The following is a 24235-nucleotide window of genomic DNA, read 5'->3' as shown; positions in this document are numbered from 1 at the left end:
CGGTCATGGCGGGCCGGTGGTCCGCGCTACAGTGATCGAGGCCGCGCCGGACGGCGGCCAGGCCAGCAAGCACCGAAAGGCGACCGCACCTCCATGCCCCTCCTGAGCATCCCGAGCCCGAGCACCGCCTGGCAGTACTTCGACGTGACCGCCTGGCTCCGCGACGCGTTCGGCTGGTCGTTGCCGCTCGACTTCCGCATCCACGCGTACGCGATCTGCATCCTCATCGGCATCGTCGTCGCCGTCGTGATGGCGAACCACCGGCTGAACGCCCGCGGTGTCGAGCGGTGGATCATCATCGACATCGCGATCTGGGCCGTCCCCGCCGGCATCATCGGTGGCCGCCTCTTCCACGTGTTCACCCACGTCAGCGACTACTTCGGGCCCGGGCGCGACCCGTGGTCGTTCCTCTACATCTGGGAGGGCGGGCTCGCCATCTTCGGCGCGCTCATCCTCGGATCCGTCGGCGCGTTCATCGGCTGCCGCCAGGTCGGCCTCCGCTTCACGACCTTCATCGACGCGATCGCGCCGGGTGTGCTGCTCGCGCAGGCGTTCGGACGCTTCGGCAACTACTTCAACCACGAGCTGTTCGGCATGCCGACGAGCCTGCCGTGGGGCCTCGAGATCGAGTCGACCAACGCCGCGTACCCGAAGGGCCTGCCGGAGGGCACCCTCTTCCAGCCGACGTTCCTCTACGAGATCATCTGGAACGTCCTCGGCGTGCTCGTCATCCTCTTCCTCGCGCGGAAGTTCACGCTGCAGTGGGGCAAGGTCATGGCGCTCTACCTGATCTGGTACGGCGCGGGCCGCTCGGTCCTCGAGTCGATCCGTGTCGACACGAGCGAGACCTTCTTCGGTGTCCGCACGAACGTCTGGATGGCCCTCGCGGCGGTCCTGCTCGGCATCGTCATCTTCCTCGTGCAGTCGCGGCGACACACCGGCAAGGAGCCCTCGCCGTACCTGCCCGGTCGCGGGCCCGACGCACGCGCCGATGTAGACTCGGACGACACCTGGTCGGAGCACGACGACGAGCCTGCAGCCGTCGCCGCCGACCCGGTCGGCACCACCCGGTCCTAGCGCTCGGCGCCCCGCAGCGAGCTCCGAGCGCCCCGGACCGGACGCCGACCGACCACCGCCCGCCACGAACCGGGCTCCACACCACCCGTGCCGACGGGGCAACCCGCCGTCGGTACGGACGGGCACCTGTCCCGCCCGTCCGGGCGGAACGCACCACCGGGCCACCGCTGTCCCTGTTCCCATCCTCGTGAGGACGGTTCCCCATGGCGCACCAGCCAGACCAGACGCGCAGCACCGCGTCGTCGCTCCTGCCCCCGCACCGCCGGTTCTCGGCCGTCCCCGACGCCACCGGCATGTACGACCCGGCGAACGAGAAGGACGCCTGCGGGCTCGCGATGGTCGCGACGCTCCGCGGCACCGCCGGGCACGACATCGTCGACGCCGCCCTCGGTGCGCTCCGCAACCTCGAGCACCGCGGTGCCGTCGGGTCGGACGCCGGGACCGGCGACGGTGCGGGCATCCTCTGCCAGGTGCCGGACGCCTTCCTGCGTGACGAGGTGTCGTTCGACCTGCCCGCGGCGGGGGAGTACGCCGTCGGGACCGCCTACCTGCCCCTCGACGAGGACGACCGCCACCGTGTGCAGGGCGCCGTCGAGCGGATCGCACGCGAAGAGGGCCTGCGTGTCCTCGGCTGGCGGGAGGTCCCGGTGCGTCCGGAGGTCCTCGGCACGCTCGCCCGTGCCGCCATGCCCGCGTTCGCCCAGCTGTTCGTCGCGTCGAACCGGCACGACGTGCACGGTGCTGCCTGGAACGGGATCGCCCTCGACCGCCAGGCGTTCCGCCTCCGCAAGCGTGCCGAGCACGACGTGGAGGTCTACTTCATGTCGCTGTCGAGCCGGACCATGGTCTACAAGGGCATGGTCACGACGCTGCAGCTCGAGCCGTTCTACCCGGACCTCAGCGACGAGCGCTTCGCGTCGAAGCTCGCGATCGTGCACTCGCGGTACTCCACGAACACCTTCCCGTCGTGGCCGCTCGCGCAGCCGTTCCGCACGCTCGCGCACAACGGCGAGATCAACACCGTCCGCGGCAACCGCAACTGGATGCGGGCGCGGCAGTCGCAGCTCCAGAGCGAGCTGCTCGGGGACATGGCGCCGCTGCTGCCGATCGTCAGCCCCGGCGCGAGTGACTCGGCCTCGTTCGACGAGGTCCTCGAACTCCTCAGCCTGACCGGTCGGTCGCTGCCGCACGCGGTGTCGATGATGGTGCCGGAGGCCTGGGAGAACCAGACCGGCATGGACCCCGAGCTCCGTGCCTTCTACGAGTACCACTCGATGCTCATGGAGCCGTGGGACGGCCCCGCCGCGATCACCTTCACCGACGGCACGCTCGTCGGCGCGACGCTCGACCGGAACGGCCTGCGTCCGGGTCGGTTCCTCGTCACCGACGACGGACTCATCGTCATGGGCTCCGAGACGGGCGTCATCGACGTCCCGGCCGCGAAGGTCGTCCGCAAGGGCCGCCTGCGTCCTGGTCGGATGTTCCTGGTCGACACCGAGGCCGGTCGCATCATCGAGGACGACGAGGTCAAGCGGTCGCTCGCCGGGTCGGGCCCGTGGAGCGAGTGGCTCGAGTCCGGTCGGATCAACCTCGCGGACCTGCCGGAGCGCGAGCACATCGTGCACACGCCGGCCTCGGTGACCCGACGGCAGCGAGCGTTCGGCTACACCGAGGAAGAAGTGCGGATCCTCCTCCGCCCGATGGCCCAGACCGGCGCGGAGCCGCTCGGTGCGATGGGTTCGGACACGCCCATCGCGGTCCTCTCCCAGCGGCCGCGGCTGCTCTTCGACTACTTCACGCAGCAGTTCGCGCAGGTGACGAACCCGCCGCTCGACTCCATCCGCGAGCAGGTCATCACCTCGATGGGCATGGGTCTCGGTCCGGAGCGCAACCTCCTGTCCGCCGGCCCGGAGCACGCGAAGCAGATCGTGCTCGGCTTCCCGGTCATCGACAACGACGAGCTCGCGAAGATCCAGCACTTCGAGACCGCGTCGGGACGGCACCTCACCGTCACGATCAAGGGCCTCTACCGGGTCGACGACGGCGAGGCCGCGATGCAGAAGCGCATCGACGCGGTCTGTGCCGAGGTCGACGCCGCCATCGAGTCGGGCAAGCAGTTCATCGTGCTGTCCGACCGCGACGGCAACGCCGAGAACGCCCCGGTCCCGAGCCTCCTGCTGCTCGCTGCCGTGCACCACCACCTGATCCGCACCGAGCAGCGCATGAAGGTCGGCCTGATCGTCGAGGCCGGCGACGTGCGCGAGGTGCACCACGTGGCCACCCTGATCGGCTACGGCGCCTCGGCGATCAACCCGTACCTCGCGATGGAGACGTGCGAGAACCTCGTCCGCGCCGGGATGATCACGGGCATCACGCCCGAGCAGGCCGTCCGGAACGTCATCAAGGCGCTCGGCAAGGGCGTGCTGAAGATCATGTCCAAGATGGGCATCTCGACGGTGTCGAGCTACGCGGGCGCCCAGGCGTTCGAGGCGGTCGGTCTGTCCCAGGAGTTCGTCGACCGGTACTTCACCGGCACGTCATCGATCCTCGGCGGCGTCGACGTCGACGTGATCGCCCGCGAGAACGCCGAGCGGCACGCCCAGGCCTACCCGCAGGACGGCGCGGTGCTCTCGCACGAGCGGCTGCAGACCGGCGGCGAGTACCAGTGGCGACGCGAGGGCCCGCCGCACCTCTTCAACCCGGACACGGTGTTCCGCCTGCAGCACGCCACGCGCGCCCGCCGCTACGACATCTTCCGCGAGTACTCGAAGGCCGTGGACGACCAGTCCGAGGCGCTGATGACGCTCCGCGGGCTGTTCCGCTTCAAGGACGGCGCCCGCCAGCCGGTGCCGCTCGACGAGGTCGAGCCGATCGAGTCGATCGTGAAGCGGTTCAACACGGGCGCCATGTCGTACGGCTCGATCTCGCAGGAGGCCCACGAGACCCTCGCGATCGCGATGAACCGTCTCGGTGCCCGGTCGAACACGGGTGAGGGCGGCGAGGACGTCGAGCGTCTGCTCGACCCCGAGCGTCGGAGTGCGATCAAGCAGGTCGCGTCCGGCCGCTTCGGCGTGACGAGCATGTACCTGACGCACGCCACGGACATCCAGCTGAAGATGGCCCAGGGCGCCAAGCCCGGCGAGGGCGGGCAGCTGCCTCCGCAGAAGGTCTACCCGTGGGTCGCCCGCACCCGGCACGCGACCGCCGGTGTCGGGCTCATCTCGCCGCCGCCGCACCACGACATCTACTCCATCGAGGACCTCAAGCAGCTGATCTTCGACGTGAAGCGGGCGAACCCGTCCGCGCGCGTGCACGTCAAGCTCGTGAGCCAGTCCGGCATCGGCGCGGTCGCGGCCGGGGTGACGAAGGCCCTCGCCGACGTCGTCCTCGTGTCCGGCCACGACGGTGGGACCGGCGCCTCGCCGCTCAACTCGCTGAAGCACGCCGGTACCCCGTGGGAGATCGGCCTCGCCGAGACCCAGCAGACGCTCATGCTCAACGGCATGCGCGACCGCGTCGTGGTGCAGGTCGACGGGCAGATGAAGACCGGGCGCGACGTCGTCGTGGCCGCGCTGCTCGGCGCCGAGGAGTACGGCTTCGCGACCGCTCCGCTCGTCGTCGAGGGCTGCATCCTCATGCGGGTGTGCCACCTCGACACGTGCCCCGTCGGCGTCGCGACGCAGAACCCGGAGCTCCGCGCCCGGTTCTCCGGCAAGGCCGAGTACGTCGTGAACTTCTTCGAGTTCATCGCTCAGGAGGTCCGCGAGCTCCTCGCCGAACTCGGGTTCCGGTCGCTCGACGAGGCGATCGGCCAGGCAGACGTGCTCGACGTCGACCGCGCCGTCCAGCACTGGAAGGCCTCCGGTCTCGACCTCGGTCCGGTGCTGCAGGGTCCGACGTTCGAGGCGGACGAGCCACGCCGACACCACCGCGAGCAGGACCACGAACTCGACGAGCACTTCGACGTCGAGCTGATCCAGCGCACCGCCGACGTGCTCGAGCACGGGGGCTCGGTCGCGCTCGACCTGCCGATCCGCAACACGGAGCGCGCGGTCGGGACGATGCTCGGGCACGAGGTGACCCTCCGCCACGGCGAGCACGGGTTGCCGGCGGGCTCGATCGACATCACCCTGCGCGGCTCGGCGGGGCAGTCGCTCGGCGCGTTCCTGCCCGCGGGCGTGACGCTCCGGCTGGTGGGCGACAGCAACGACTACGTCGGCAAGGGCCTCTCCGGCGGCGAGGTCATCGTCCGCCCCGACGACGAGTCCGCGTTCGACGCGGCCGAGAACGTCATCGCCGGCAACGTCATCGGGTACGGCGCGACCCAGGGCAGCATGTTCATCCGCGGGATCGTGGGAGAGCGCTTCCTGGTCCGCAACTCCGGGGCGACCGCGGTGGTCGAGGGTGTGGGAGACCACGCACTCGAGTACATGACCGGTGGGCTGGCGCTCATCCTCGGCGAGACCGGGCGGAACCTCGGTGCCGGCATGTCGGGCGGAACCGCGTACGTGCTGGGCCTCCGCGACGAGGACGTCAACCAGGACGCCCTCGCGAGCGGGGAGCTGCGTCTCGGGCCGCTCGACAGCGCCGACGTCGAGATCGTCACCGACCTGCTCGAGCGACACCGCGATGAGACGGGGTCGACGGTCGCGGCGGAACTGCTCGAGTCCGGTGACCTCAGCGGCTTCGTGAAGGTCCTGCCGCGCGACTACGCGGCGGTCCTCGCAACCCGGCAACAGGCCGTGGAAGAAGGGCTCGACCCCGACGGCGACATCGTCTGGAACCGCATCTTGGAGGCGACCAATGGCTGACCGGGCGCGGATGGTGGAACCGGCTGCGTACACGAACACCACGGAGGCGACCAATGGCTGACCCGAAGGGCTTCTTGAAGGTGCAGGAGCGCGAGCTCCCGCAGCGACGCCCCGTCCCCGTGCGGCTCATGGACTGGAAAGAGGTCTACGAGCAGCAGGAGTCCGGCGCACTCAAGCGCCAGGCCGGCCGTTGCATGGACTGCGGCGTGCCGTTCTGCCACCAGGGCTGCCCGCTCGGCAACCTCATCCCGGAGTGGAACGACCTCACCTGGCGCGGCGAGGGTCGGCAGGCGATCGAGCGGCTGCACGCCACGAACAACTTCCCGGAGTTCACGGGTCGGCTCTGCCCGGCGCCGTGCGAGGCGTCCTGCGTGCTCGGCATCAACCAGCCCCCGGTGACGATCAAGCAGGTCGAGGTCTCGATCATCGACGAGGCGTTCCAGAACGGCTGGGTCACGCCGCACCCGCCCGAGCGCCTGACGGGCAAGACCGTCGCGGTCGTCGGCTCCGGTCCGGCCGGGCTCGCGGCCGCGCAGCAGCTGACCCGCGCCGGCCACACGGTCGCGGTGTACGAGCGCGACGACCGGATCGGCGGCCTGCTCCGCTACGGCATCCCGGACTTCAAGATGGAGAAGCGCCAGATCGACGCGCGTCTCGCCCAGATGCAGGCCGAGGGCACACGCTTCCGCGCGGGTGTCGAGATCGGGCGCGACATCACCTGGGACGACCTGAAGTCCCGCTACGACGCCGTCGTGGTGGCGACCGGGGCGATGGTCCCGCGCGACCTGCCGATCCCGGGGCGCGACCTCGCGGGCGTCCACTACGCGATGGACTACCTCGTCCAGCAGAACAAGACGAACGCCGGCACGACCGTCGACAACCAGACCACGGCCGAGGGCAAGCACGTCGTCGTGATCGGCGGCGGTGACACGGGGGCGGACTGCATCGGCACCGCACACCGGCAGGGCGCCCTCAGCGTGACGAACCTGGCGATCGGCAAGCAGCCGCCGCTCGAACGTCCGTCCGAGCAGCCGTGGCCGATGTTCCCGACCGTGTTCGAGGTCACGAGCGCCCACGAGGAGGGCGGCGAGCGGCACTTCCTCGCCTCCACCGTCGAGTTCCTCGGCAACGAGGCCGGCGAGGTCCGTGCCCTCCGTGTCGCCGAGACCGAGTACCTCGACGGCCGACGGGTCCCGAAGGCCGGCACCGAGCGCGAGATCCCCGCCGACCTCGTCCTCATCGCCATGGGCTTCACCGGGCCGGAGACCGACACCATCGAGCCCCAGCTCGGGCTGCCCACCGCGCCGTCCGGAGCGCTCGCCCGCGAGGCCGACTACTCCACCAACGAGCCGGGCGTCTTCGTCGCCGGGGACGCCGGTCGCGGGCAGTCGCTGATCGTTTGGGCGATCGCCGAGGGCCGTGCCGCCGCCGCGAAGGTCGACGAGTACCTCGAGGGCTCGACGATCCTGCCGGCGCCGGTCAAGGCGACCGACCGCGCGATCACCGTCTGATGCACGACGAGTGAGCGACGGGCCACCGGCACTCGGTAGGGTGCTGGTGGCCTCGCTTCGTTCCGCGCGGCCCCACAGCGCGGAAACCCAAGCACCATCCACCACCAGAAGGAATCCATTGAGACGCGCAAAGATCGTTTCGACGCTCGGACCGGCAACGTCGGAGTACGAGACCGTCAAGGAGATCATCGAGGCGGGCGTCGACGTCGCCCGACTCAACCTCAGCCACGGTGACTACAGCGTCCACGAGGCCAACTACGAGAACGTCCGTCGCGCCGCCGAGGAGCTCGGCAAGCCCGTCGCGATCCTCGTCGACCTGCAGGGCCCGAAGATCCGCCTGGCGAAGTTCGCCGACGGCCCCCACGAGCTCGCGGTCGGAGACGTCTTCACGATCACGACCGAGGACGTCCCCGGCTCGAAGGAGATCTGCGGGACGACCTTCAAGGGCCTGCCGCAGGACGTCAAGCCCGGCGATCCACTCCTCATCGACGACGGCCGCGTGCGGCTGCGCGTGCTCGACACCGACGGGGTCCGCGTCCGGACCGAGGTCGTCGTCGCCGGCACGGTGTCGAACAACAAGGGCATCAACCTCCCGGGTGTCGCCGTCAACGTCCCCGCGCTGAGCGAGAAGGACGAGGCCGACCTCCGCTGGGCGATCCGCCAGGGCGCCGACCTCATCGCGCTGTCCTTCGTCCGGAACGCCGCCGACGTGCAGCGCGCCCACGAGATCATGGACGAGGAGGGCAAGCGCCTCCCGGTCATCGCGAAGATCGAGAAGCCGCAGGCCGTCGACGCGCTCGAGGAGATCATCGACGCCTTCGACAGCATCATGGTCGCCCGCGGTGACCTCGGCGTGGAGCTCCCGCTCGAGGCCGTGCCGATCGTGCAGAAGCGCGCGGTCGAGCTCGCCCGCCGCATGGCGAAGCCGGTCATCGTCGCGACGCAGATGCTCGAGTCGATGATCTCGTCGCCGATCCCGACCCGCGCCGAGACGTCCGACGTCGCGAACGCGGTCCTCGACGGCGCGGACGCGGTGATGCTCTCGGGCGAGACCAGCGTCGGCGAGTACCCGGTGCAGACGGTCCGCACCATGGCCCGCATCGTCGAGTCCACCGAGGACCACGGCCTCGAGCGCATCGCCCCGCTCGGCACGAAGCCCCGCACGCTCGGGGGTGCGATCACCCTCGCGGCCGTCGAGATCGCGGAGTTCACCGAGGCGTCGTACCTCTGCGTGTTCACCGAGTCCGGCGACTCGGCTCGTCGCATGTCGCGCCTGCGTCACGGCCTGCCGATCATCGCCTTCACCCCGAACGAGGCCACGCGCCGCCGCATGGCGCTCACCTGGGGCGTGCGCTCGTTCCTCGTCGACCGGAAGACCCACACCGACGAGCTGTTCTCGCAGGTCGACGACGTCCTCCTCGAGCACGGTCTCGCCGCGCCGGGCGACCGCGTCGTCGTGACGGCGGGTTCGCCTCCCGGCATCGAGGGGTCGACGAACGACCTCCGGGTGCACCGTGTCGGGGACGCGCACGCCGAGGCAGCCCCGGCCTACGTGCGCGACTGACACCGGTCGCGTCAGACACCGGTCGAGTCTGGACAGGGCGCGGACGGGAGGCACGGTGCGGGTGATCCGCACGGCCTCCGGTCCGCGCCCTGTCGCGTCCCGCTCCGCACCTGCGCCGACGACGCACGTCGCGTCGCGCCCCCACCTGCGCCGACGACGCGCGTCGCGTCCATCCCGCACCCGCCCCGACGACCCGCGTCGCGTCCGCCCCGCGGCCGGCGCGACCGCCCCGTCGCGCGACCGGGCAGGATGGGTGCTGTGAGCCTCCAGGACGACACCGCGTCAGCACCCACCGGCGCCGAGGTCCGTCGCTGGCGCCGCTACCTGGCCGACGAGCGCGCGGAGGCGGCCGTCTACCGGAACCTCGCCGCGCGTCGCACCGGTGAGGAGCGCGAGATCCTCGCCGCCCTCGCCGAGGCGGAGGGGCGGCACGAGCAGCACTGGCTCGAGCTCCTCGGCGACCGTGTCGGCCGACCGCAGCGGGGGAGCCTGCGCACCCGGGTCCTCGCGTCGCTCGCGAAGCGGTTCGGCTCGGTGTTCGTGCTCGCGCTCATGCAGCGGGCCGAGGACCGCTCGCCGTACGCGGACGACGACGACGCCACCGCTCGGATGGCCGCCGACGAGCGCATCCACGGCGAGGTCGTCCGCGGTCTCGCGAACCGTGGGCGCATGCGGCTGTCCGGTACGTTCCGCGCGGCCGTCTTCGGCGCGAACGACGGCCTCGTGTCGAACCTCGCGCTCATCATCGGCATCAGCGCGTCCGGGGCCGACCGCCACTTCGTCCTGCTGAGCGGCATCGCGGGGCTCCTCGCCGGCGCGCTGTCGATGGGCGCGGGGGAGTACGTGTCGGTCCGGTCGCAGCGCGAGCTGCTCGAGGCATCCGCACCGCACCCGGAGGCCGGCCGTGCGGTGGCGGACCTCGACGTCGACGCCAACGAACTCGCGCTCGTCTACCGGGCGCGTGGCATGGACGAGGCGGCGGCGCACGCCCACGCGGCCGAGGTCATCGCCGGGCTCGGGCCGTCCGCCGACACGGGGTCCACGCCGACGCGGGACGACCACGAGGCGATCGGCAACGGCATGAGTGCGGCGCTCTCGAGCTTCTGCTTCTTCGCCTCCGGTGCGGTGATCCCGATCCTGCCGTACGCGTTCGGGCTCGAGGGGTGGCCCGCGATCACGGTCGCCGGTGCGCTCGTCGGGGTCGCGCTGCTCGGGACCGGGGCGGTCGTCGGGGTCCTCAGCGGTGCCTCACCGCTCAAGCGGGCGCTGCGGCAGCTCGCGATCGGGTTCGGCGCGGCGGTCGTGACGTACGGGCTCGGGCTGCTGTTCGGGACCGGCGCCGCGTAGCGGCCCCGGCGGCCGATCGTCGTCGGCCGGTCGTCGGCCGGACGCCGTGGCGTCGGTCGGCCGTCGCCGCGGCCGCCCGCGTCCGCGGACGGGAACGGACGCGGACCCGGTCAGCGTCGCACGGCTGCGCGCGGCGGCAGGAGCAGCAGCGCGGCGGCGCCCACGACGACCAGGGCGATGCCGGCGAGCACCGTGAAGACCGCGAGCGCGAGCGTGGGGGCGAGGAGGACCGCGACGCCGCAGAGGACCGAGAGCACCCCGCTCACCGCGGTCGGGACGCGCGACGACCCGGGGTGCCCGACGACCGCGCCCATGACCGCCACGGCGCCCTCGACGATGAACCCGACGCCCGCGAGCACCGCGTACACGACGAGCGGCACGAACGGGTCCACCAGGCAGAGCAGCCCGGCGAGGCCGACGAGCACGCCGACGACGCCCGACGTCCACCGCCAGACCGGTGCCGTCCCGTGCCCGCGGACCGCAGCGAACACCCGGAGGGCACCCGCCACGACGAGGTAGACGCCGAACACCACCGCGAGGAGCGCCAGGGTCGGGCGCGGCCAGGCGATCGCGACGATGCCCAGGGCGATCGCGACGACGGCGGTGACGACGACGAAGACGCGGAACGTCCGGACGGCACGAGAGTCCACGAGCGCTCCTTCCCTGGTCGGCCGCGGTCGGGCCTGCTCGGCATCGACGCTACCGCGAGCGCCGCTGCCCGGTTCCCGCGGGCGGCGATGCTCGGTTCCCGCGGGCGGCGCTGCCCGGTTCCCGCGGGCGGCGCTGCCCGGGTGGGGACCGCGCAACCGGATGCAACCTCTCCCGTCGTAGCGTGCGGGCAGGCGCGGACCCAGCGCCGCCGACAACGTCGTCGAAAGGTGTCCACCATGACCATCGCACCGTCGCCCGCCACCTACGCCGCCCCCGGCGAGGACGGCTCGCTCGTCGAGTACCGGTCGCGCTACGACCACTTCATCGGAGGCGAGTACGTCGCCCCCGCGGGCGGGCAGTACTTCGAGAACCCGACGCCCGTCACCGGCAAGGTCTTCTGCGAGGTCGCCCGCGGCGACTCCACGGACGTCGACCGGGCGGTCGAGGCCGCGTGGAAGGCGTTCCCGGCGTGGAGCCGCACGAGCGTCGCCGAACGAGCCGGGATCCTCAACAAGATCGCCGACCGGATGGAGGAGCAGCTGCAGATGCTCGCGGTCGCTGAGACGTGGGAGAACGGCAAGCCGATCCGCGAGACCCTCGGCGCGGACATCCCGCTCGCGATCGACCACTTCCGCTACTTCGCGGGCGCGATCCGCGCGCAGGAGGGCTCGACGGGGGAGATCGACCACGACACCGTGGCGTACCACTTCCACGAGCCGCTCGGCGTCGTCGGCCAGATCATCCCGTGGAACTTCCCGATCCTCATGGCGGTGTGGAAGCTCGCCCCGGCCCTCGCCGCGGGCAACTGCGTCGTGCTGAAGCCCGCCGAGCAGACCCCTGCCTCGATCCACGTGCTCGTGGAGCTCATCCGCGACCTGCTCCCGGCCGGGGTGCTCAACGTCGTGAACGGCTTCGGCATCGAGGTCGGCGCGCCGCTCGCCCAGCACCCGGACATCCGGAAGGTCGCGTTCACGGGTGAGACGACGACGGGCCGGCTCATCATGCAGTACGCGTCGCAGAACCTCATCCCGGTGACGCTCGAGCTCGGCGGGAAGAGCCCGAACGTGTTCTTCGCGGACGTCGCCCAGGAGCGGGACGCCTTCTACGACAAGGCACTCGAGGGCTTCGCGTTCTTCAACCTCAACCAGGGCGAGGTCTGCACGTGTCCGTCGCGGGCGCTCGTGGCGAAGGAGATCTACGACGGCTTCGTGGCCGACGGACTCGACCGGGTGCGCGCCGTCAAGCAGGGCCACCCGCTCGACCCGGCGACGATGATCGGGGCGCAGGCCTCGAACGACCAGCTCGAGAAGATCCTGAGCTACATCGACATCGGCAAGCAGGAGGGCGCGAAGCTGCTGACCGGCGGTGAACGGGCCGACCTCGGCGGGGAGCTGTCCGGCGGCTACTACGTCACCCCGACGATCTTCGAGGGCGACAACTCGATGCGGATCTTCCAGGAGGAGATCTTCGGCCCGGTGCTCGCCCTGACGTCCTTCAGCGGCTACGACGACGCCATCCGGATCGCCAACGACACCCTGTACGGCCTCGGCGCGGGCGTGTGGAGCCGCGAAGCGACGACGCTCTACCGCGCCGGGCGGGACATCCAGGCCGGTCGTGTCTGGTCGAACACGTACCACCAGTACCCGGCGGGCGCGGCGTTCGGCGGGTACAAGCAGTCGGGCATCGGGCGCGAGAACCACAAGATGATGCTCGAGCACTACCAGCAGACGAAGAACCTCCTCGTGTCCTACGCCGAGGGCCCGATGGGCTTCTTCTGATGCCGGACTCCGACGGCGGGGCGGCGCCCCGCCCCGCCACCGCCCGTGTGGCGGTCACACCGGCGGCGGGGGAGCTCCTGCGCTCCCTCGCCGCCCGGCACGGCCCGCTCATGTTCCACCAGTCCGGCGGCTGCTGCGACGGCTCGAGTCCGATGTGCTACCCGGTCGGCATGTTCCGGACCGGCCCCGGCGACGTGCTCCTCGGCGCGTTGGACGTGGACGGCATCGACCCGGTCGAGGTCTACATGTCCCGGTCGCAGTTCGAGTACTGGAAGTACACGCACCTCACGATCGACGTCGTCGACGGCCGCGGTGCGGGCTTCTCGCTCGAGGTCCCGGAGGGCAAGCGCTTCCTGACGCGGTCGCGGATGCTCACCGACGACGAGCTGGTCGACCTGGGCCTGGTCCCGGCGAGTGGTCGGACGTAGGCTGACCGCACCAGCCGCGACGACGCGGTCGGGGTTCCGGACAGGAGGGCACGTGCGCGCACCGTCCGGGCTCCGTCCGCTCGTCGCCGAGTCGTGGGAGCGGTCCGCCCGTGTCGACCCGGACGGCCTCCCCGAGGTCGCACTCGGCGACGACGAACTCGATGCCCTCCGCCGTGCCGGCCCGCTCGGGACCGCGCTGCCGGTCGTCCGTCGCCTGCTCCTCGACGACGCACGGTCCGCGGGGTGCATCGTCGCCGTGACGGACGCGGCCGGCCGGCTGGTCTGGGTCGAGGGCGCGCACCGGGCCCGCAGTGCGGCGGAGGGGATGGGGTTCGTCGCGGGCGCCGACTGGGCGGAGGAGCACGCGGGCACGAGCGCACCGGGGACCGCGCTCCGGCTCGGTCGCCCGGTCCAGATCCACGCCGAGGAGCACTACGCGACGGCCGTGAAGGCGTTCTCCTGCACGGCGGTCCCGCTCCGGGACGCCTCGGGGCACGTGGTCGGTGCGCTCGACCTCACGGGCGACGAACGCGCGGTCGAACGGCACACGCTCCCGCTGCTCACCGCGACCGCCGCCGCAGCGGAGGCCGAGCTCGCCCTCGCCGCACTCCGTCACCCCGTCGCTCCGTCGCCCCGACCGGGACCGGGACCGACCGGTCTGGACCTGCTCGGTTCCGACACGGCGACCCTCCGGACCGGGGAACGCAGCGTCCGACTGTCCGAGCGGCACTCGGAGATCCTCGCCGTGCTCGCCGCCGCACCCGCCGGGCTCGGGGCGGCGGACCTCGCGGTCGCCGTCTACGGCGACGTCCGGGCGGTGACGACGCTGCGCGCCGAGGTCGTCCGGCTCCGACGGGTGCTCGCTGACCATGCGCCGGACGCACGCCTGACATCACGGCCGTACCGTCTGTCCGGGATCCGGACCGACGTCGACAGCGTGCTGTCCGCGCTCGACCGCGGGGCGCGCCTCCAGGCCGTCGACCGGTACACCGGACCGGTCCTGCCCGGGTCCGCGTCGCCGGGTGTCGACGACCTGCGCGACCGGGTGCGCTCCCGGTTCCGCGAGGCGCTGCTCGCCGACGGCGGCGTCGACGCGCTGCAGGCGTGGGCACGCACCGCGGACGGAGCCACGGACGAGCAGGTGCTCCGCGCGCTGCTCGCTGTGCTGCCGCGGCGGTCGCCGCGTCGGGCCGGCGTGGTGGCGGCGATCGAGGCGATCGAGCGTCCCTGACCGCAGGCGCTGACGGCCGGGAGGCACGACACTCGTCGACCGGTCGGCCGACGGTGCGCGCCTCCCGCACCGGGTGCGGTCACCCGGTCAGGACCCCGTCGTCGGCGCGGGCGTGGCGGAGCCGCCCTCGCTCGGGGCTGTGCCGTCCTTCGGTGCGGCGGGCGGGGTGGGGGCCTTCCCGTCCTTCGGTGCGGCGGGCGGGGTGGGGGCCTTCCCGTCCTTCGGTGCGGCGGGCGGGGTGGGGGCCTTCCCGTCCTTCGGCGTGGCGGGCGGCGTGGGGGCCTTCCCGTCCTTCGGCGCGGCCGGCGGGGTGGGAGCCTTGCCGTCCGCGAGCGGGCCCGCGGCGCACCCCGGCGCCGCGGCGGGGCCACTCGCGTCGCCTCCGGGTCCGGCCTTCGGCGCACCGCTGGGCGCTCCGCTTGGCGCACCGCTGGGCGCTCCGCTCGGCGCGCCGCTGGGCGCTCCGCTCGGTGCACCGCTGGGTGCTCCGGACGGGGCGACGCTCGGTGCGCTCGGCGCCGCCATCGCCGCTGTCACACCGATCCCACCGAGGACCAGCGCCGCTGCCGCCGCGGTGCCGATGCCGACCGCCCGGAGGGTCCGGCGTCGACGGCCGGCGGTGGGCTGGTCGTCCTGTTCGTGCTGCATGGTGTCTCCTGTTCGTCGAGCGGCTGACCGGTCGGACCGCCGCGGAGGAGACGCTCGGATCCGAATCTGAAGCAGGACTGAAGCATGTGCGGCGCACAGGGTTTCTCCAGGCCGTTCCAGGCTCCGTGATGGCGGTGCCGACCTACGGTGTCCGCCGTGAACGCACCAGCACGCATCCTCGTGGTCGAGGACGACGACTCCCTCCGGACCGCGGTGGCGACGACCCTCCGCGCCGAGGGCTTCGTCGTCGCCGAGGCCCCGGACGGCCGCACCATCGCCGAGGACCTCGACCGGACGGCCCCCGACCTCGTGCTCCTCGACTGGATGCTCCCCGGGCCGAGCGGCATCCTGCTCGCCGCGCGCATCCGTGCCCGCTCGGACGCCGCCGTGGTGATGACGACCGCGCGCGACGAGCTCGACGACCGGCTGCGCGGGTTCGCCGAGGGTGCGGACGACTACGTCGTGAAGCCGTTCGCGATGGCCGAACTCGTCGCCCGCGTCACGGCGGTGCTGCGCCGACGCGGACGGATCCCGTCGGTGATCGAGGTGGGGGACCTCGTGCTCGACCCCGACGCCTCGACCGTCCGACGGGCCGGCGTCGTGCTCGACCTCACCGCGACGGAGTTCCGGCTCCTCCGGTTCCTCGCCGAGAGCCGCGGCCGCACGGTCTCGAAGGCGCAGATCACGACCCAGGTGTGGGGCTACGAGGACATCGCCCCGAACGTGGTCGAGGTCCACCTCAGCGCACTGCGTCGGAAGATGGAGGCGCACGGCCCTCGGCTCGTGCACACCGTGCGCGGGCTCGGCTACCGGCTCGCGGTCGACCGGGGTGCCGCGTGAGCGTGGGCCTCGCCGCTCCCGGTCGACCGCTCCGCACCACCTCCCTCCGGCTCCGCACCGTCGTCGCCGTCACCGTGCTGCTGGCCGTCCTGCTCGCGGGACTCGTCGTCGCGGTCGAGGCCGTCCTCGGTGCCCGGCTCACCGCCCAGGTCGAGGACCGCCTGCGCGACCGCGCGTCGGCGGCCGCCGCGCTCGTGGGGGTGCTGGACGCCGACGACCTCGCCGACCGGCTGTCGGCGCAGGGACTCTCGGTCCGCATCGTCGAGCCCGACGGTGCCGCCGTCGAGGCCGGTCCCACGCCGGACCAGCTGCGGAACGGCCCGCCGGACCCGGGTGGTCTGCCGGGCCCCGCTGCGAAGGCGGACGCCCCGCGCACGGGGCGATCCGCGGCGACCGGATCGTCCGCAGCAGGGTCCACCAGCACGTCGACGGCCGGCACACGGATCACCTCGTCCTCGGTGCGGGACGACGACGGCGTGCTCACGCTCCGGTCGGACCTCGCCGACGGGACGCGCATCACCCTCACCGCCGGGACCCGTGACGTGCAGGAGACCCTTGCACAGCTCGGCTGGGTGATGGGCGGCACGTCCGCGGCCTTCCTCGGGGTCGCGGTCGTCGGTCTCGTCCTCGTGGTCCGGCGCACGATGCGACCGCTCGACGAGATGACCGGGGCGGCGCGCTCGATCGCCTCCGGGGACCGCGGCCGACGACTCCGGCCGGAGCGGACGGACACCGAGATCGGACGGGTCGCGCTCGCGTTCGACGAGATGCTCGACGCCGTCGAGGGTGCGGAGGCGAAGGCCGTCGCCGCCGAGGAACGGGTGCGCGGGTTCCTCTCCGACGCCGCGCACGAGCTCCGGACACCCGTCGCAGGTGTCCGGGCCGCGGCCGACACCCTCGTCAGGAACGGTGCCGCGGACCCCGGGACGAACGAGGAGCTCGCGGTCCACGTCGTCCGGCAGGCGGACCGCGCGGCCCGGCTCGTCGACGACATGCTCACGATGGCCCGGCTCGACCGAGGGATCGCGCTCGACCGGCGCCCGACCGACCTCGGGCCGTGGCTCGTGGCGGAGGTCGACCGGCTGCGGCTCCGGTTGCCCGCCACCACCGTCGACGCGACCGTGCCCGAGCACGCGGTGGTCGCCGACGTCGACCCGGACCGGCTCGCGCAGGTCGTCGGCAACCTCGTCGACAACGCCGCACGGGCCACGGGGCCGAGCGGGACCGTCCGCCTCACCCTGACGGAGGAGTCGGGGGAGGCCGTCGTCCGGGTCGAGGACGACGGGCCCGGCATCCCGGCGTCCGAACGGGAGCGGGTGTTCGACCGGCTCGTGCGGCTCGAGGCCTCCCGCGACGTCCGTTCCGGTGGTGCCGGGCTCGGGCTGCCGATCGCCCGGGGCATCGCCGAGGCCCACGGCGGGACGCTCGCGCACGCCGACAGCCGTCGCGGTGCCGACGGTCTCGGCGGCGCCGTGTTCGACCTGCGGGTGCTGCTAGCCTGATGTCCTCGCGAGTGTGGTGGAACGGTAGACACGGGGCACTCAAAATGCTCTGCCTCACGGCGTGCGGGTTCGAGTCCCGCCACTCGTACAAGAGCCTGCCGAGCGAGGAGTGCAGGCGACTTCTAGTAAGGTTTCGTTCGTGAGTGACACAGAAGCAACCCCAGCAGCACCGCGTCGCGTCGTCGTCGCCGAGGACGAGTCGCTCATCCGCCTCGACATCGTCGAGATCCTCCGCGACAACGGCTTCGACGTCGTCGGTGAGGCGGGCGACGGCGAGACCGCCGTGCAGCTCGCCACCGACCTCCGTCCCGACCTCGTCGTCATGGACGTCAAGATGCCCCAGCTCGACGGCATCTCCGCGGCCGAGAAGCTCTCCAAGAACCACATCGCTCCGGTGGTCCTCCTCACGGCGTTCAGCCAGAAGGACCTCGTCGAGCGCGCGACCGAGGCCGGCGCCCTCGCCTACGTCGTCAAGCCGTTCACGCCGAACGACCTGCTCCCCGCGATCGAGATCGCCCTCTCGCGCCACCAGCAGATCATCACGCTCGAGGCCGAGGTCGCCGACCTCGTCGAGCGCTTCGAGACCCGCAAGCTCGTCGACCGCGCCAAGGGTCTCCTCAACGAGAAGATGGGCCTCACCGAGCCCGAGGCGTTCCGGTGGATCCAGAAGGCGTCGATGGACCGCCGTCTGACCATGCACGACGTCGCCAAGGCGATCATCGAGCAGCTGAGCGCCAAGAAGTAGCGTCCGCGTCGCTCGCACGAGAGCGCCGTCTCCCACAGGGAGGCGGCGCTCTCGTCGTCTGCGGCGCCGCGACCCGGCCTGGAGGCGCGGGGTGCGCCCGCCCCGGCCGGCCGCCTGGCAGGGTGGAGCGATGGACGACGTGGTGATCCGTGCCTCCCGGCCGACCGACATGGCGGCGGTCGCCGACCTGCGGTGGCGGTGGAGCGTCGACGAGGATGGCGTCGCCCCGGCCGTGACGCCGGCGGAGTACCGGGACGCGATGCGCGTCTTCGCGGCCGAGCACCCCGACTCGCACCGGTGCGTCGTCGCGGAACGGGACGGGCGGGTGCTCGCCATGGCGTGGCTCGCCCTGAACCCTCGGCCGCCGGCGCCGCACCGACCACGGGGCCGGGTGGCGGCCGAGCTCCAGACCGTGTACGTGCACCCGGACCTCCGGGGTGCCGGCGTCGCCGGGCGGCTCGTCGAGCGGCTGCTCGAGATCGCGGACGAGGCCGGAGCCGAACGCGTCGTGGTGCACTCGAGCGTCGTCGGCGAGCGGCTCTACCGGCGGCTCGGCTTCGGCGACGCTCGACGGCTGCTGCAGCGGCCGCCCGAGGACTGACACCGCCCAGCCCGAACCGGGTCGGCCAGGCTCGGGGCGACCAGGCTCGGAGCGGTCAGGGCCGCGGCGGGAGCTGCTGCAGCGTCCAGGCGTTGCCGTCGGGGTCGCGGAAGAAGACGAAGCGGCCCCAGGCGAGCTCGTCGACCCCGATCGCGTCGACGCCGAGGTCCTGCAAGTGGGCGAGAGCCTCGTCGGCGTCCGGGACGACGACCTGGACCGACTTCAGCGACCCGGGCGGCACGTCCGGCGACATGATCCCCTCGCCGAACGCGATCGAGCAGGCCGAGCCGGGCGGTGTCGCCTGCACGAACCGGACGTCGTCGGAGACGCGTTGGTCGTGGTCGATGACGAACCCGATGCGCTCGTAGAACTCCCGGGCACGGTCGACGTCGCTGACCGGGACCATGATGAGTTCGATTTTCCAGTCGGTCGCGGGCATGGTCACTCCTTCGTGGGTGCCCGGCGGTCGCGGTGCGGCGGGGGTCGCTCCGGTCCGTCGCGTCAGCGGGCGTCGCGGATCATGTTGGTGATGCGCACGGTGGAGCAGCGCCGCCCCTGGTCGTCGGTGAGGACGATCTCGTGCGTGGTGAGGGTGTTGCCGAGGTGGATCGCGGTGCAGGTCCCGGTGACGGTGCCGCTCGTGGCGCTGCGGGAGTGCGAGGCGTTGAGCTCGATGCCGACGGCGTAGCGCCCGGGGCCGGCGTGGACGTTGGCGGCCATCGACCCGAGGCTCTCCGCGAGGACGACGTACGCACCGCCGTGGAGCAGGCCGACCGGCTGCCGGTTGCCCTCGACGGGGATCGTCCCCACCGCGCGATCGGCCGTGAGCTCGGTGATCACCATGCCCATCTTCTCGGCGAGCTCGCCCATGCCGCGCTCGGCCAGGCGGTCGTCGACCGCGGTGGTGGTGGTCGCTTCGTCGGTCACGCGCGCAGGACTCCCGTGTCGGATGGCGTCGGTAGGCTGTCCGGGTGTCGGACTCCGCAAAGCCTACCCTCATGGTCATCGACGGCCACTCCCTCGCGTTCCGGGCGTTCTACGCGCTCCCGGTCGACAGTTTCGTGAACCGCGAGGGGCAGCACACGAACGCCATCCACGGCTTCATCTCGATGCTGCTCATGCTCCTGCAGCGCGAGAAGCCGACCCACCTCGCGGTCGCGTTCGACATCTCCCGCTTCTCGTTCCGCACCCGTGAGTACGAGGACTACAAGGGCACCCGCTCCGAGACCCCGCCTGAGTTCAAGGGCCAGATCCCGCTCCTGCAGCAGGCGCTCGAGGCCATGGGCATCACGACGGTCACGAAGGAGGACTACGAGGCCGACGACATCCTCGCCACCTTCGCCCGCCAGGGGTCGGAGCAGGGCTACCAGGTCTACGTCGTCTCCGGCGACCGCGACTCCATCCAGCTCGTGAACGACGACGTCACGCTGCTGTACCCGTCCGTCCGCGGCGTCTCGGAGCTCACCCGGTACGACCGCGACAAGGTGTACGAGCGCTACGGCATCGAACCGCACCAGTACCCGGACATCGCGGCCCTCGTCGGCGAGACCAGCGACAACCTCATCGGCATCGACAAGGTCGGCGAGAAGACCGCCGTCAAGTGGATCAACCAGTACGGGTCGCTCGACGGCGTGCTCGAGCACGCCGACGAGATCAAGGGCGTCGTCGGCGGCAACCTCCGCGAGCAGAAGGACCGCGCGATCCGGAACCGCAAGCTCAACCGACTCGTGAACGACGTCGAGCTGCCGGTCGGGCCGGCGGACGTCGCACTCCGCCCCCTCGACGAGCAGGCCGTCCGCGACCTCTTCGCGAAGCTGCAGTTCCGCACCCTCCTCGACCGCGTGTTCAAGGTCGCGGGCACGGGGGAGCCGTCCGAGGGCACCGTGACCGACGGCGGTGTGGCCGACGGAGCTCCGACGCCGCCGAAGGTCACGACGATCATCGACGAAGAGCTGGGCTACTGGCTCGAGCGCAAGGCGAAGGACGCTGCGAACGGCTTCGGCGTCGCGGTCGAGGTCATCGACGGCCGCCTCAGCGCGATCGGCATCGCCACGCACGACGACGCCGTGCTCGTCCCCGGCGGCAGCGGCGCGAAGGACTACGAGCAGCTCGCGGCGTGGTTCGCCTCCGACGCGCCGAAGCACTTCCACGACGCGAAGACCGCGATCAAGGTGCTCGCCACGGTCGGCTTCACGGTGAACGGGCTCGCCGGCGACGCCCGCATCCTCGGGTGGTTGGCGCAGCCCGGCAAGCAGGGGCAGCCCCTCGCCGACCTCGTCTACCAGGAGCTCGGCGAGGAACTCCCCACCGCCGACCCGAACCAGCTCGTGCCCGAGACCGACCCGGTCAACGTCGGCGTCCACGCCTGGTACGTCCTCCGGGTGACGACGGCGATCCGGGCACGCCTCGACGAGTCCTCGCTGCGGGTGCTCGACGACATCGAGCTGCCGCTCGTGCACGTCCTCGCCGGCATGGAGACCACGGGCGTCGCGATCGACCGGCCCGTGCTCACGAACCTGTCGCACGAGCTCGGGGAGCGCGCCGCCGACCTCGCCCAGCAGGCCTTCGCAGAGATCGGGCACGAGGTGAACCTCGGGTCGCCGAAGCAGCTCCAGGAGGTCCTGTTCACCGAGCTCGCGATGCCGAAGACGCGCAAGACCAAGACCGGGTTCTCGACCGATGCCGCCAGCCTCGCCGACCTGCAGGAGCAGCACCCGCACCCGTTCCTCGGCCTGCTGCTGCAGCACCGTGACGCGACGAAGCTCCGGCAGATCGTGGACACCCTCGACGCGGCGATCGTCGACGGCCGGATCCACACCCGGTACGAGCAGACCGGCAGCAGCACGGGCCGCATCTCCTCGACCGACCCGAACCTGCAGAACATCCCGGTGAAGACCGCCGTCGGCCGCCGGGTCCGCTCGGCGTTCGCGGTGGCCGAGCCGTACACGACGCTCATCACGGCCGACTACTCGCAGATCGAGATGCGGATCATGGCGCACCTCTCCGGCGACCCCGGGCTCATCCAGGCGTTCAACGAGGGCGAGGACCTCCACCGCTTCGTCGGCGCCCGTGTGTTCGGCGTCGAGCCGGCCGACGTGTCGCCCGAGATGCGCACGAAGGTCAAGGCGATGTCGTACGGCCTCGCCTACGGCCTGAGCGCGTTCGGCCTGTCGAAGCAGCTGCGCATCGAGCAGTCCGAGGCCCGAACGCTCATGACCGAGTACTTCGCCCGTTTCGGCGCCGTCCGCGACTACCTCCGCAACGTGGTCGAGCAGGCCCGCGAAGACGGCTACACCGAGACGATCTTCGGCCGCCGCCGGCCCTTCCCGGACCTCAAGAGCCCGAACCGCGTCCTGCGCGAGAACGCCGAGCGTGCCGCACTCAACGCGCCGATCCAGGGTTCCGCCGCCGACATCATGAAGATCGCGATGCTCGGCGTCGCGGCCGACCTGCGGGACGGCGACCTCGAGTCGCACCTGCTCCTCCAGGTGCACGACGAGCTCATCCTCGAGGTCGCTCCCGGCGAGCAGGACCGCGTCGAGGAGATCCTGCGCACCCGCATGGGCGGGGCGGCCGAGTTGAGCGTCCCGCTCGACGTCTCGGTCGGCGTCGGCCCGAACTGGGAAGCCGCCGCGCACTGACGCCGGTGTGGTCGCGTCACCGACGTGACCACGCGGCGGACGGACGGCTCGGTGCCCGCCGGCACCGAGCCTCCCGTCGGTCCGTCTCGCGGCGGGTCGCCGCCGCTGGGTAGGGTCGATCGCATGATCGAAGAGCGTCCTTCCCGTCAGCCCACCGCCGTCGACCGCGTCGCCGAGGACTGGGTGACCACCCTCGTCGACCTCGACCCGACCGTCGCCACCTACATCGGTGTGCCGGGGCGGACGGGGGAGTACGGGGACACCTCGCCCGCCGGTGCCGCCGCGATGGCGGAGGCCGCGGCCGCGGCGAAGCGTGCGCTCGACGCCGCCGAGGCGACCGACGACGTCGACCGGGTCACGAAGGCCGACCTCGGCGCCGAGCTCGACCTGGTCGCCGAGTCGTACGCGCGGAAGCTGCACCTCCGCGACCTCAACGTCATCGCCAGCCCCGCCCAGAACGTCCGCGAGGTCCTCGACCTCATGCCGACCGCGACCGAGTCCGACTGGCAGGACGTCGCCAGCCGTCTCGCCGCGCTCCCCGACGCCCTCGAGGGCATCCGCGAGACCCTGCTCGAGGGCACACGCGAGCAGGTGACGCCCGCGAAGCGCCAGGTCGCGCTCATCGCCGAGCAGGCTGGTCGCACGGGTGCGGAGGACGGCATGTTCCGGCAGCTCGCCGACGGAGCCGCCCTCGACGACGGTGCCGCGCTCCCGGAGTCCCTGCGCGCCGACCTCCGCCGCGGTGCCGAGGTCGCGGCGGCCGCGTACCGGTCGTTCGGGCAGTTCCTCGAGCACGAACTGCTGCCGCTCGCCACCCCGGTCGACGCCGTCGGCCGCGAGGACTACGAGCTGCACTCCCGCCGGTTCCTCGGCGCCACGGTCGACCTCGACGAGACGTACGCGTGGGGCATCGAGGAGCTCGCCCGGATGCGCGAGGAGCAGGAGCGCATCGCCGATCGCATCGAGTCCGGCGCGAGCGTCGCCCGGGCGATCGAGGTCCTCGACCAGGACCCGGCGCGGATCCTGCACGGCACCGACGCCCTGCAGCGGTGGATGCAGGAGACGAGCGACGAGTCGATCCGCGAGATGGACGGCAGGTACTTCGACATCCCGGACCCGATCAAGCGCCTCGAGTGCCGGATCGCGCCCACGCAGGAGGGCGGGATCTACTACACCGGTCCGTCCGACGACTTCTCCCGAGCCGGTCGGATGTGGTGGTCGGTGCCGCAGGGTGTGACCGAGTTCGGCACCTGGCGCGAGAAGACGACCGTCTACCACGAGGGCGTCCCCGGTCACCACCTCCAGATCAGCCAGGGCGTCTACAACCGCGGCGAGCTGAACACCTGGCGCCGTCAGCTGGCCGGGTCGTCCGGGCACGTCGAGGGCTGGGCGCTGTACGCCGAGCGCCTCATGGAGCAGCTCGGCTTCCTCGACGACGACGGCGACCGCCTCGGCATGCTCGACGGTCAGCGGATGCGTGCCGCCCGCGTCGTGCTCGACATCGGCGTGCACCTGCAGAAGACGAACCCGGACGGGGGCGCCTGGACGTGGGAGTACGCGCTCGACTTCATGGGGCAGAACGTCAACATGGCACCGGAGTTCGTCCGGTTCGAGGTGGCGCGCTACTTCGGGTGGCCGGGGCAGGCGCCGTCGTACAAGGTCGGGCAGCGCGTGTGGGAGTCCATCCGCGACGAGGTCGCGGCGCGCGAGGGTGCGGCGTTCGACCTGAAGTCCTTCCACCACCGCGCGCTCGCGCTCGGCAGCATCGGGCTCGACACGCTGCGGACCGCGCTCGTCAGCTGACGACGGGACGGACTGGAGGCGCGGTGCGGGCCGGCACCGCGCCTCCAGTCCGCCCCC

At 72.0% G+C, this 24235-nt stretch carries 18 protein-coding genes and 1 tRNA gene; 15 read left to right on the top strand and 4 right to left on the bottom strand.

The annotated features are described in order from the left end of the window. Window positions 1-93 precede the first annotated feature (93 nt). From lgt to ACRQ4C_RS09715, 5 genes are all read left to right on the top strand, one after another. Window positions 94-1077 (top strand): prolipoprotein diacylglyceryl transferase, encoded by a 984-nt coding sequence (lgt, locus tag ACRQ4C_RS09735; protein WP_290131637.1) that lies wholly within the window; start codon window positions 94-96, stop codon window positions 1075-1077. Between the two features lie 203 nt (window positions 1078-1280). Beyond that, complete coding sequence (gene gltB / locus ACRQ4C_RS09730; protein WP_439688527.1) at window positions 1281-5888, top strand: glutamate synthase large subunit; 4608 nt, start codon at window positions 1281-1283, stop codon at window positions 5886-5888. A gap of 53 nt (window positions 5889-5941) precedes the next feature. After that, a complete protein-coding gene (locus tag ACRQ4C_RS09725; RefSeq protein WP_439688526.1) occupies window positions 5942-7399 on the top strand; it encodes a glutamate synthase subunit beta in 1458 nt (485 codons plus the stop codon). 118 nt (window positions 7400-7517) lie between these two features. After that, a complete protein-coding gene (gene pyk, locus ACRQ4C_RS09720) occupies window positions 7518-8963 on the top strand; it encodes a pyruvate kinase (RefSeq protein WP_058727235.1) in 1446 nt (481 codons plus the stop codon). Between the two features lie 249 nt (window positions 8964-9212). Then, window positions 9213-10310 (top strand): VIT1/CCC1 transporter family protein, encoded by a 1098-nt coding sequence (locus tag ACRQ4C_RS09715; protein ID WP_439688525.1) that lies wholly within the window; start codon window positions 9213-9215, stop codon window positions 10308-10310. Window positions 10311-10420: 110 nt separating this feature from the next. Here the strand turns inward: ACRQ4C_RS09715 and ACRQ4C_RS09710 are convergent, their stop codons facing one another. Further along, complete coding sequence (locus ACRQ4C_RS09710) at window positions 10421-10960, bottom strand: HdeD family acid-resistance protein (RefSeq protein WP_439688524.1); 540 nt, start codon at window positions 10958-10960, stop codon at window positions 10421-10423. 237 nt (window positions 10961-11197) lie between these two features. Between ACRQ4C_RS09710 and exaC the strand changes: the two genes are divergently transcribed. The 3 genes from exaC to ACRQ4C_RS09695 are packed head-to-tail and all read left to right on the top strand — an operon-like array spanning window position 11198 to window position 14398. After that, entirely contained in the window at window positions 11198-12739 is a 1542-nt protein-coding gene (exaC, locus tag ACRQ4C_RS09705) for an acetaldehyde dehydrogenase ExaC (RefSeq protein ID WP_290131642.1), read from the top strand. Next, the gene (locus ACRQ4C_RS09700) at window positions 12739-13167 is read left to right on the top strand and encodes a DUF779 domain-containing protein (protein ID WP_290131643.1); all 429 of its coding nucleotides are present in this window, start codon (window positions 12739-12741) and stop codon (window positions 13165-13167) included. The genes exaC and ACRQ4C_RS09700 overlap by 1 nt, the downstream gene beginning before the upstream one ends. 52 nt (window positions 13168-13219) lie before the next feature. Next, window positions 13220-14398: a GAF domain-containing protein gene (locus tag ACRQ4C_RS09695; RefSeq protein ID WP_439688523.1), complete on the top strand. Its 1179-nt coding sequence runs from the start codon at window positions 13220-13222 to the stop codon at window positions 14396-14398. A gap of 87 nt (window positions 14399-14485) precedes the next feature. On the opposite strand, the gene ACRQ4C_RS09690 is transcribed toward ACRQ4C_RS09695, so the two are convergent. Next, a complete protein-coding gene (locus tag ACRQ4C_RS09690; protein WP_439688522.1) occupies window positions 14486-15046 on the bottom strand; it encodes a hypothetical protein in 561 nt (186 codons plus the stop codon). Between the two features lie 156 nt (window positions 15047-15202). On the opposite strand from ACRQ4C_RS09690, the gene ACRQ4C_RS09685 reads away from it, so the two are divergent. The 5 genes from ACRQ4C_RS09685 to ACRQ4C_RS09665 all read left to right on the top strand — a co-directional run bounded on the left by ACRQ4C_RS09685 (window position 15203) and on the right by ACRQ4C_RS09665 (window position 18734). Then, the gene (locus ACRQ4C_RS09685) at window positions 15203-15886 is read left to right on the top strand and encodes a response regulator transcription factor (RefSeq protein WP_439688521.1); all 684 of its coding nucleotides are present in this window, start codon (window positions 15203-15205) and stop codon (window positions 15884-15886) included. Further along, the gene (locus ACRQ4C_RS09680; RefSeq protein ID WP_439688520.1) at window positions 15883-17388 is read left to right on the top strand and encodes an ATP-binding protein; all 1506 of its coding nucleotides are present in this window, start codon (window positions 15883-15885) and stop codon (window positions 17386-17388) included. The genes ACRQ4C_RS09685 and ACRQ4C_RS09680 overlap by 4 nt, the downstream gene beginning before the upstream one ends. A gap of 7 nt (window positions 17389-17395) precedes the next feature. Then, window positions 17396-17476, top strand: a tRNA-Leu gene (locus ACRQ4C_RS09675). Window positions 17477-17527: 51 nt separating this feature from the next. After that, on the top strand, window positions 17528-18133 hold the full coding sequence (locus tag ACRQ4C_RS09670) for an ANTAR domain-containing response regulator (protein WP_022903868.1): 606 nt from the start codon (window positions 17528-17530) through the stop codon (window positions 18131-18133). 130 nt (window positions 18134-18263) lie between these two features. After that, a complete protein-coding gene (locus ACRQ4C_RS09665) occupies window positions 18264-18734 on the top strand; it encodes a GNAT family N-acetyltransferase (RefSeq protein WP_439688519.1) in 471 nt (156 codons plus the stop codon). A gap of 55 nt (window positions 18735-18789) precedes the next feature. Here the strand turns inward: ACRQ4C_RS09665 and ACRQ4C_RS09660 are convergent, their stop codons facing one another. Next, window positions 18790-19173: a VOC family protein gene (locus ACRQ4C_RS09660; RefSeq protein WP_290131649.1), complete on the bottom strand. Its 384-nt coding sequence runs from the start codon at window positions 19171-19173 to the stop codon at window positions 18790-18792. Between the two features lie 62 nt (window positions 19174-19235). Then, complete coding sequence (locus ACRQ4C_RS09655) at window positions 19236-19604, bottom strand: PaaI family thioesterase (protein WP_439690889.1); 369 nt, start codon at window positions 19602-19604, stop codon at window positions 19236-19238. 101 nt (window positions 19605-19705) lie between these two features. Between ACRQ4C_RS09655 and polA the strand changes: the two genes are divergently transcribed. After that, window positions 19706-22375 (top strand): DNA polymerase I, encoded by a 2670-nt coding sequence (polA, locus tag ACRQ4C_RS09650; protein ID WP_439688518.1) that lies wholly within the window; start codon window positions 19706-19708, stop codon window positions 22373-22375. A 123-nt stretch (window positions 22376-22498) separates the two neighbouring features. Continuing rightward, a complete protein-coding gene (locus ACRQ4C_RS09645) occupies window positions 22499-24178 on the top strand; it encodes a DUF885 domain-containing protein (RefSeq protein ID WP_439688517.1) in 1680 nt (559 codons plus the stop codon). Window positions 24179-24235 lie beyond the last annotated feature (57 nt).

Source organism: Curtobacterium sp. SP.BCp, assembly GCF_051903255.1.
Taxonomy (GTDB): domain Bacteria; phylum Actinomycetota; class Actinomycetes; order Actinomycetales; family Microbacteriaceae; genus Curtobacterium.
This window is presented reverse-complemented; position numbering and strand designations above follow the sequence as displayed.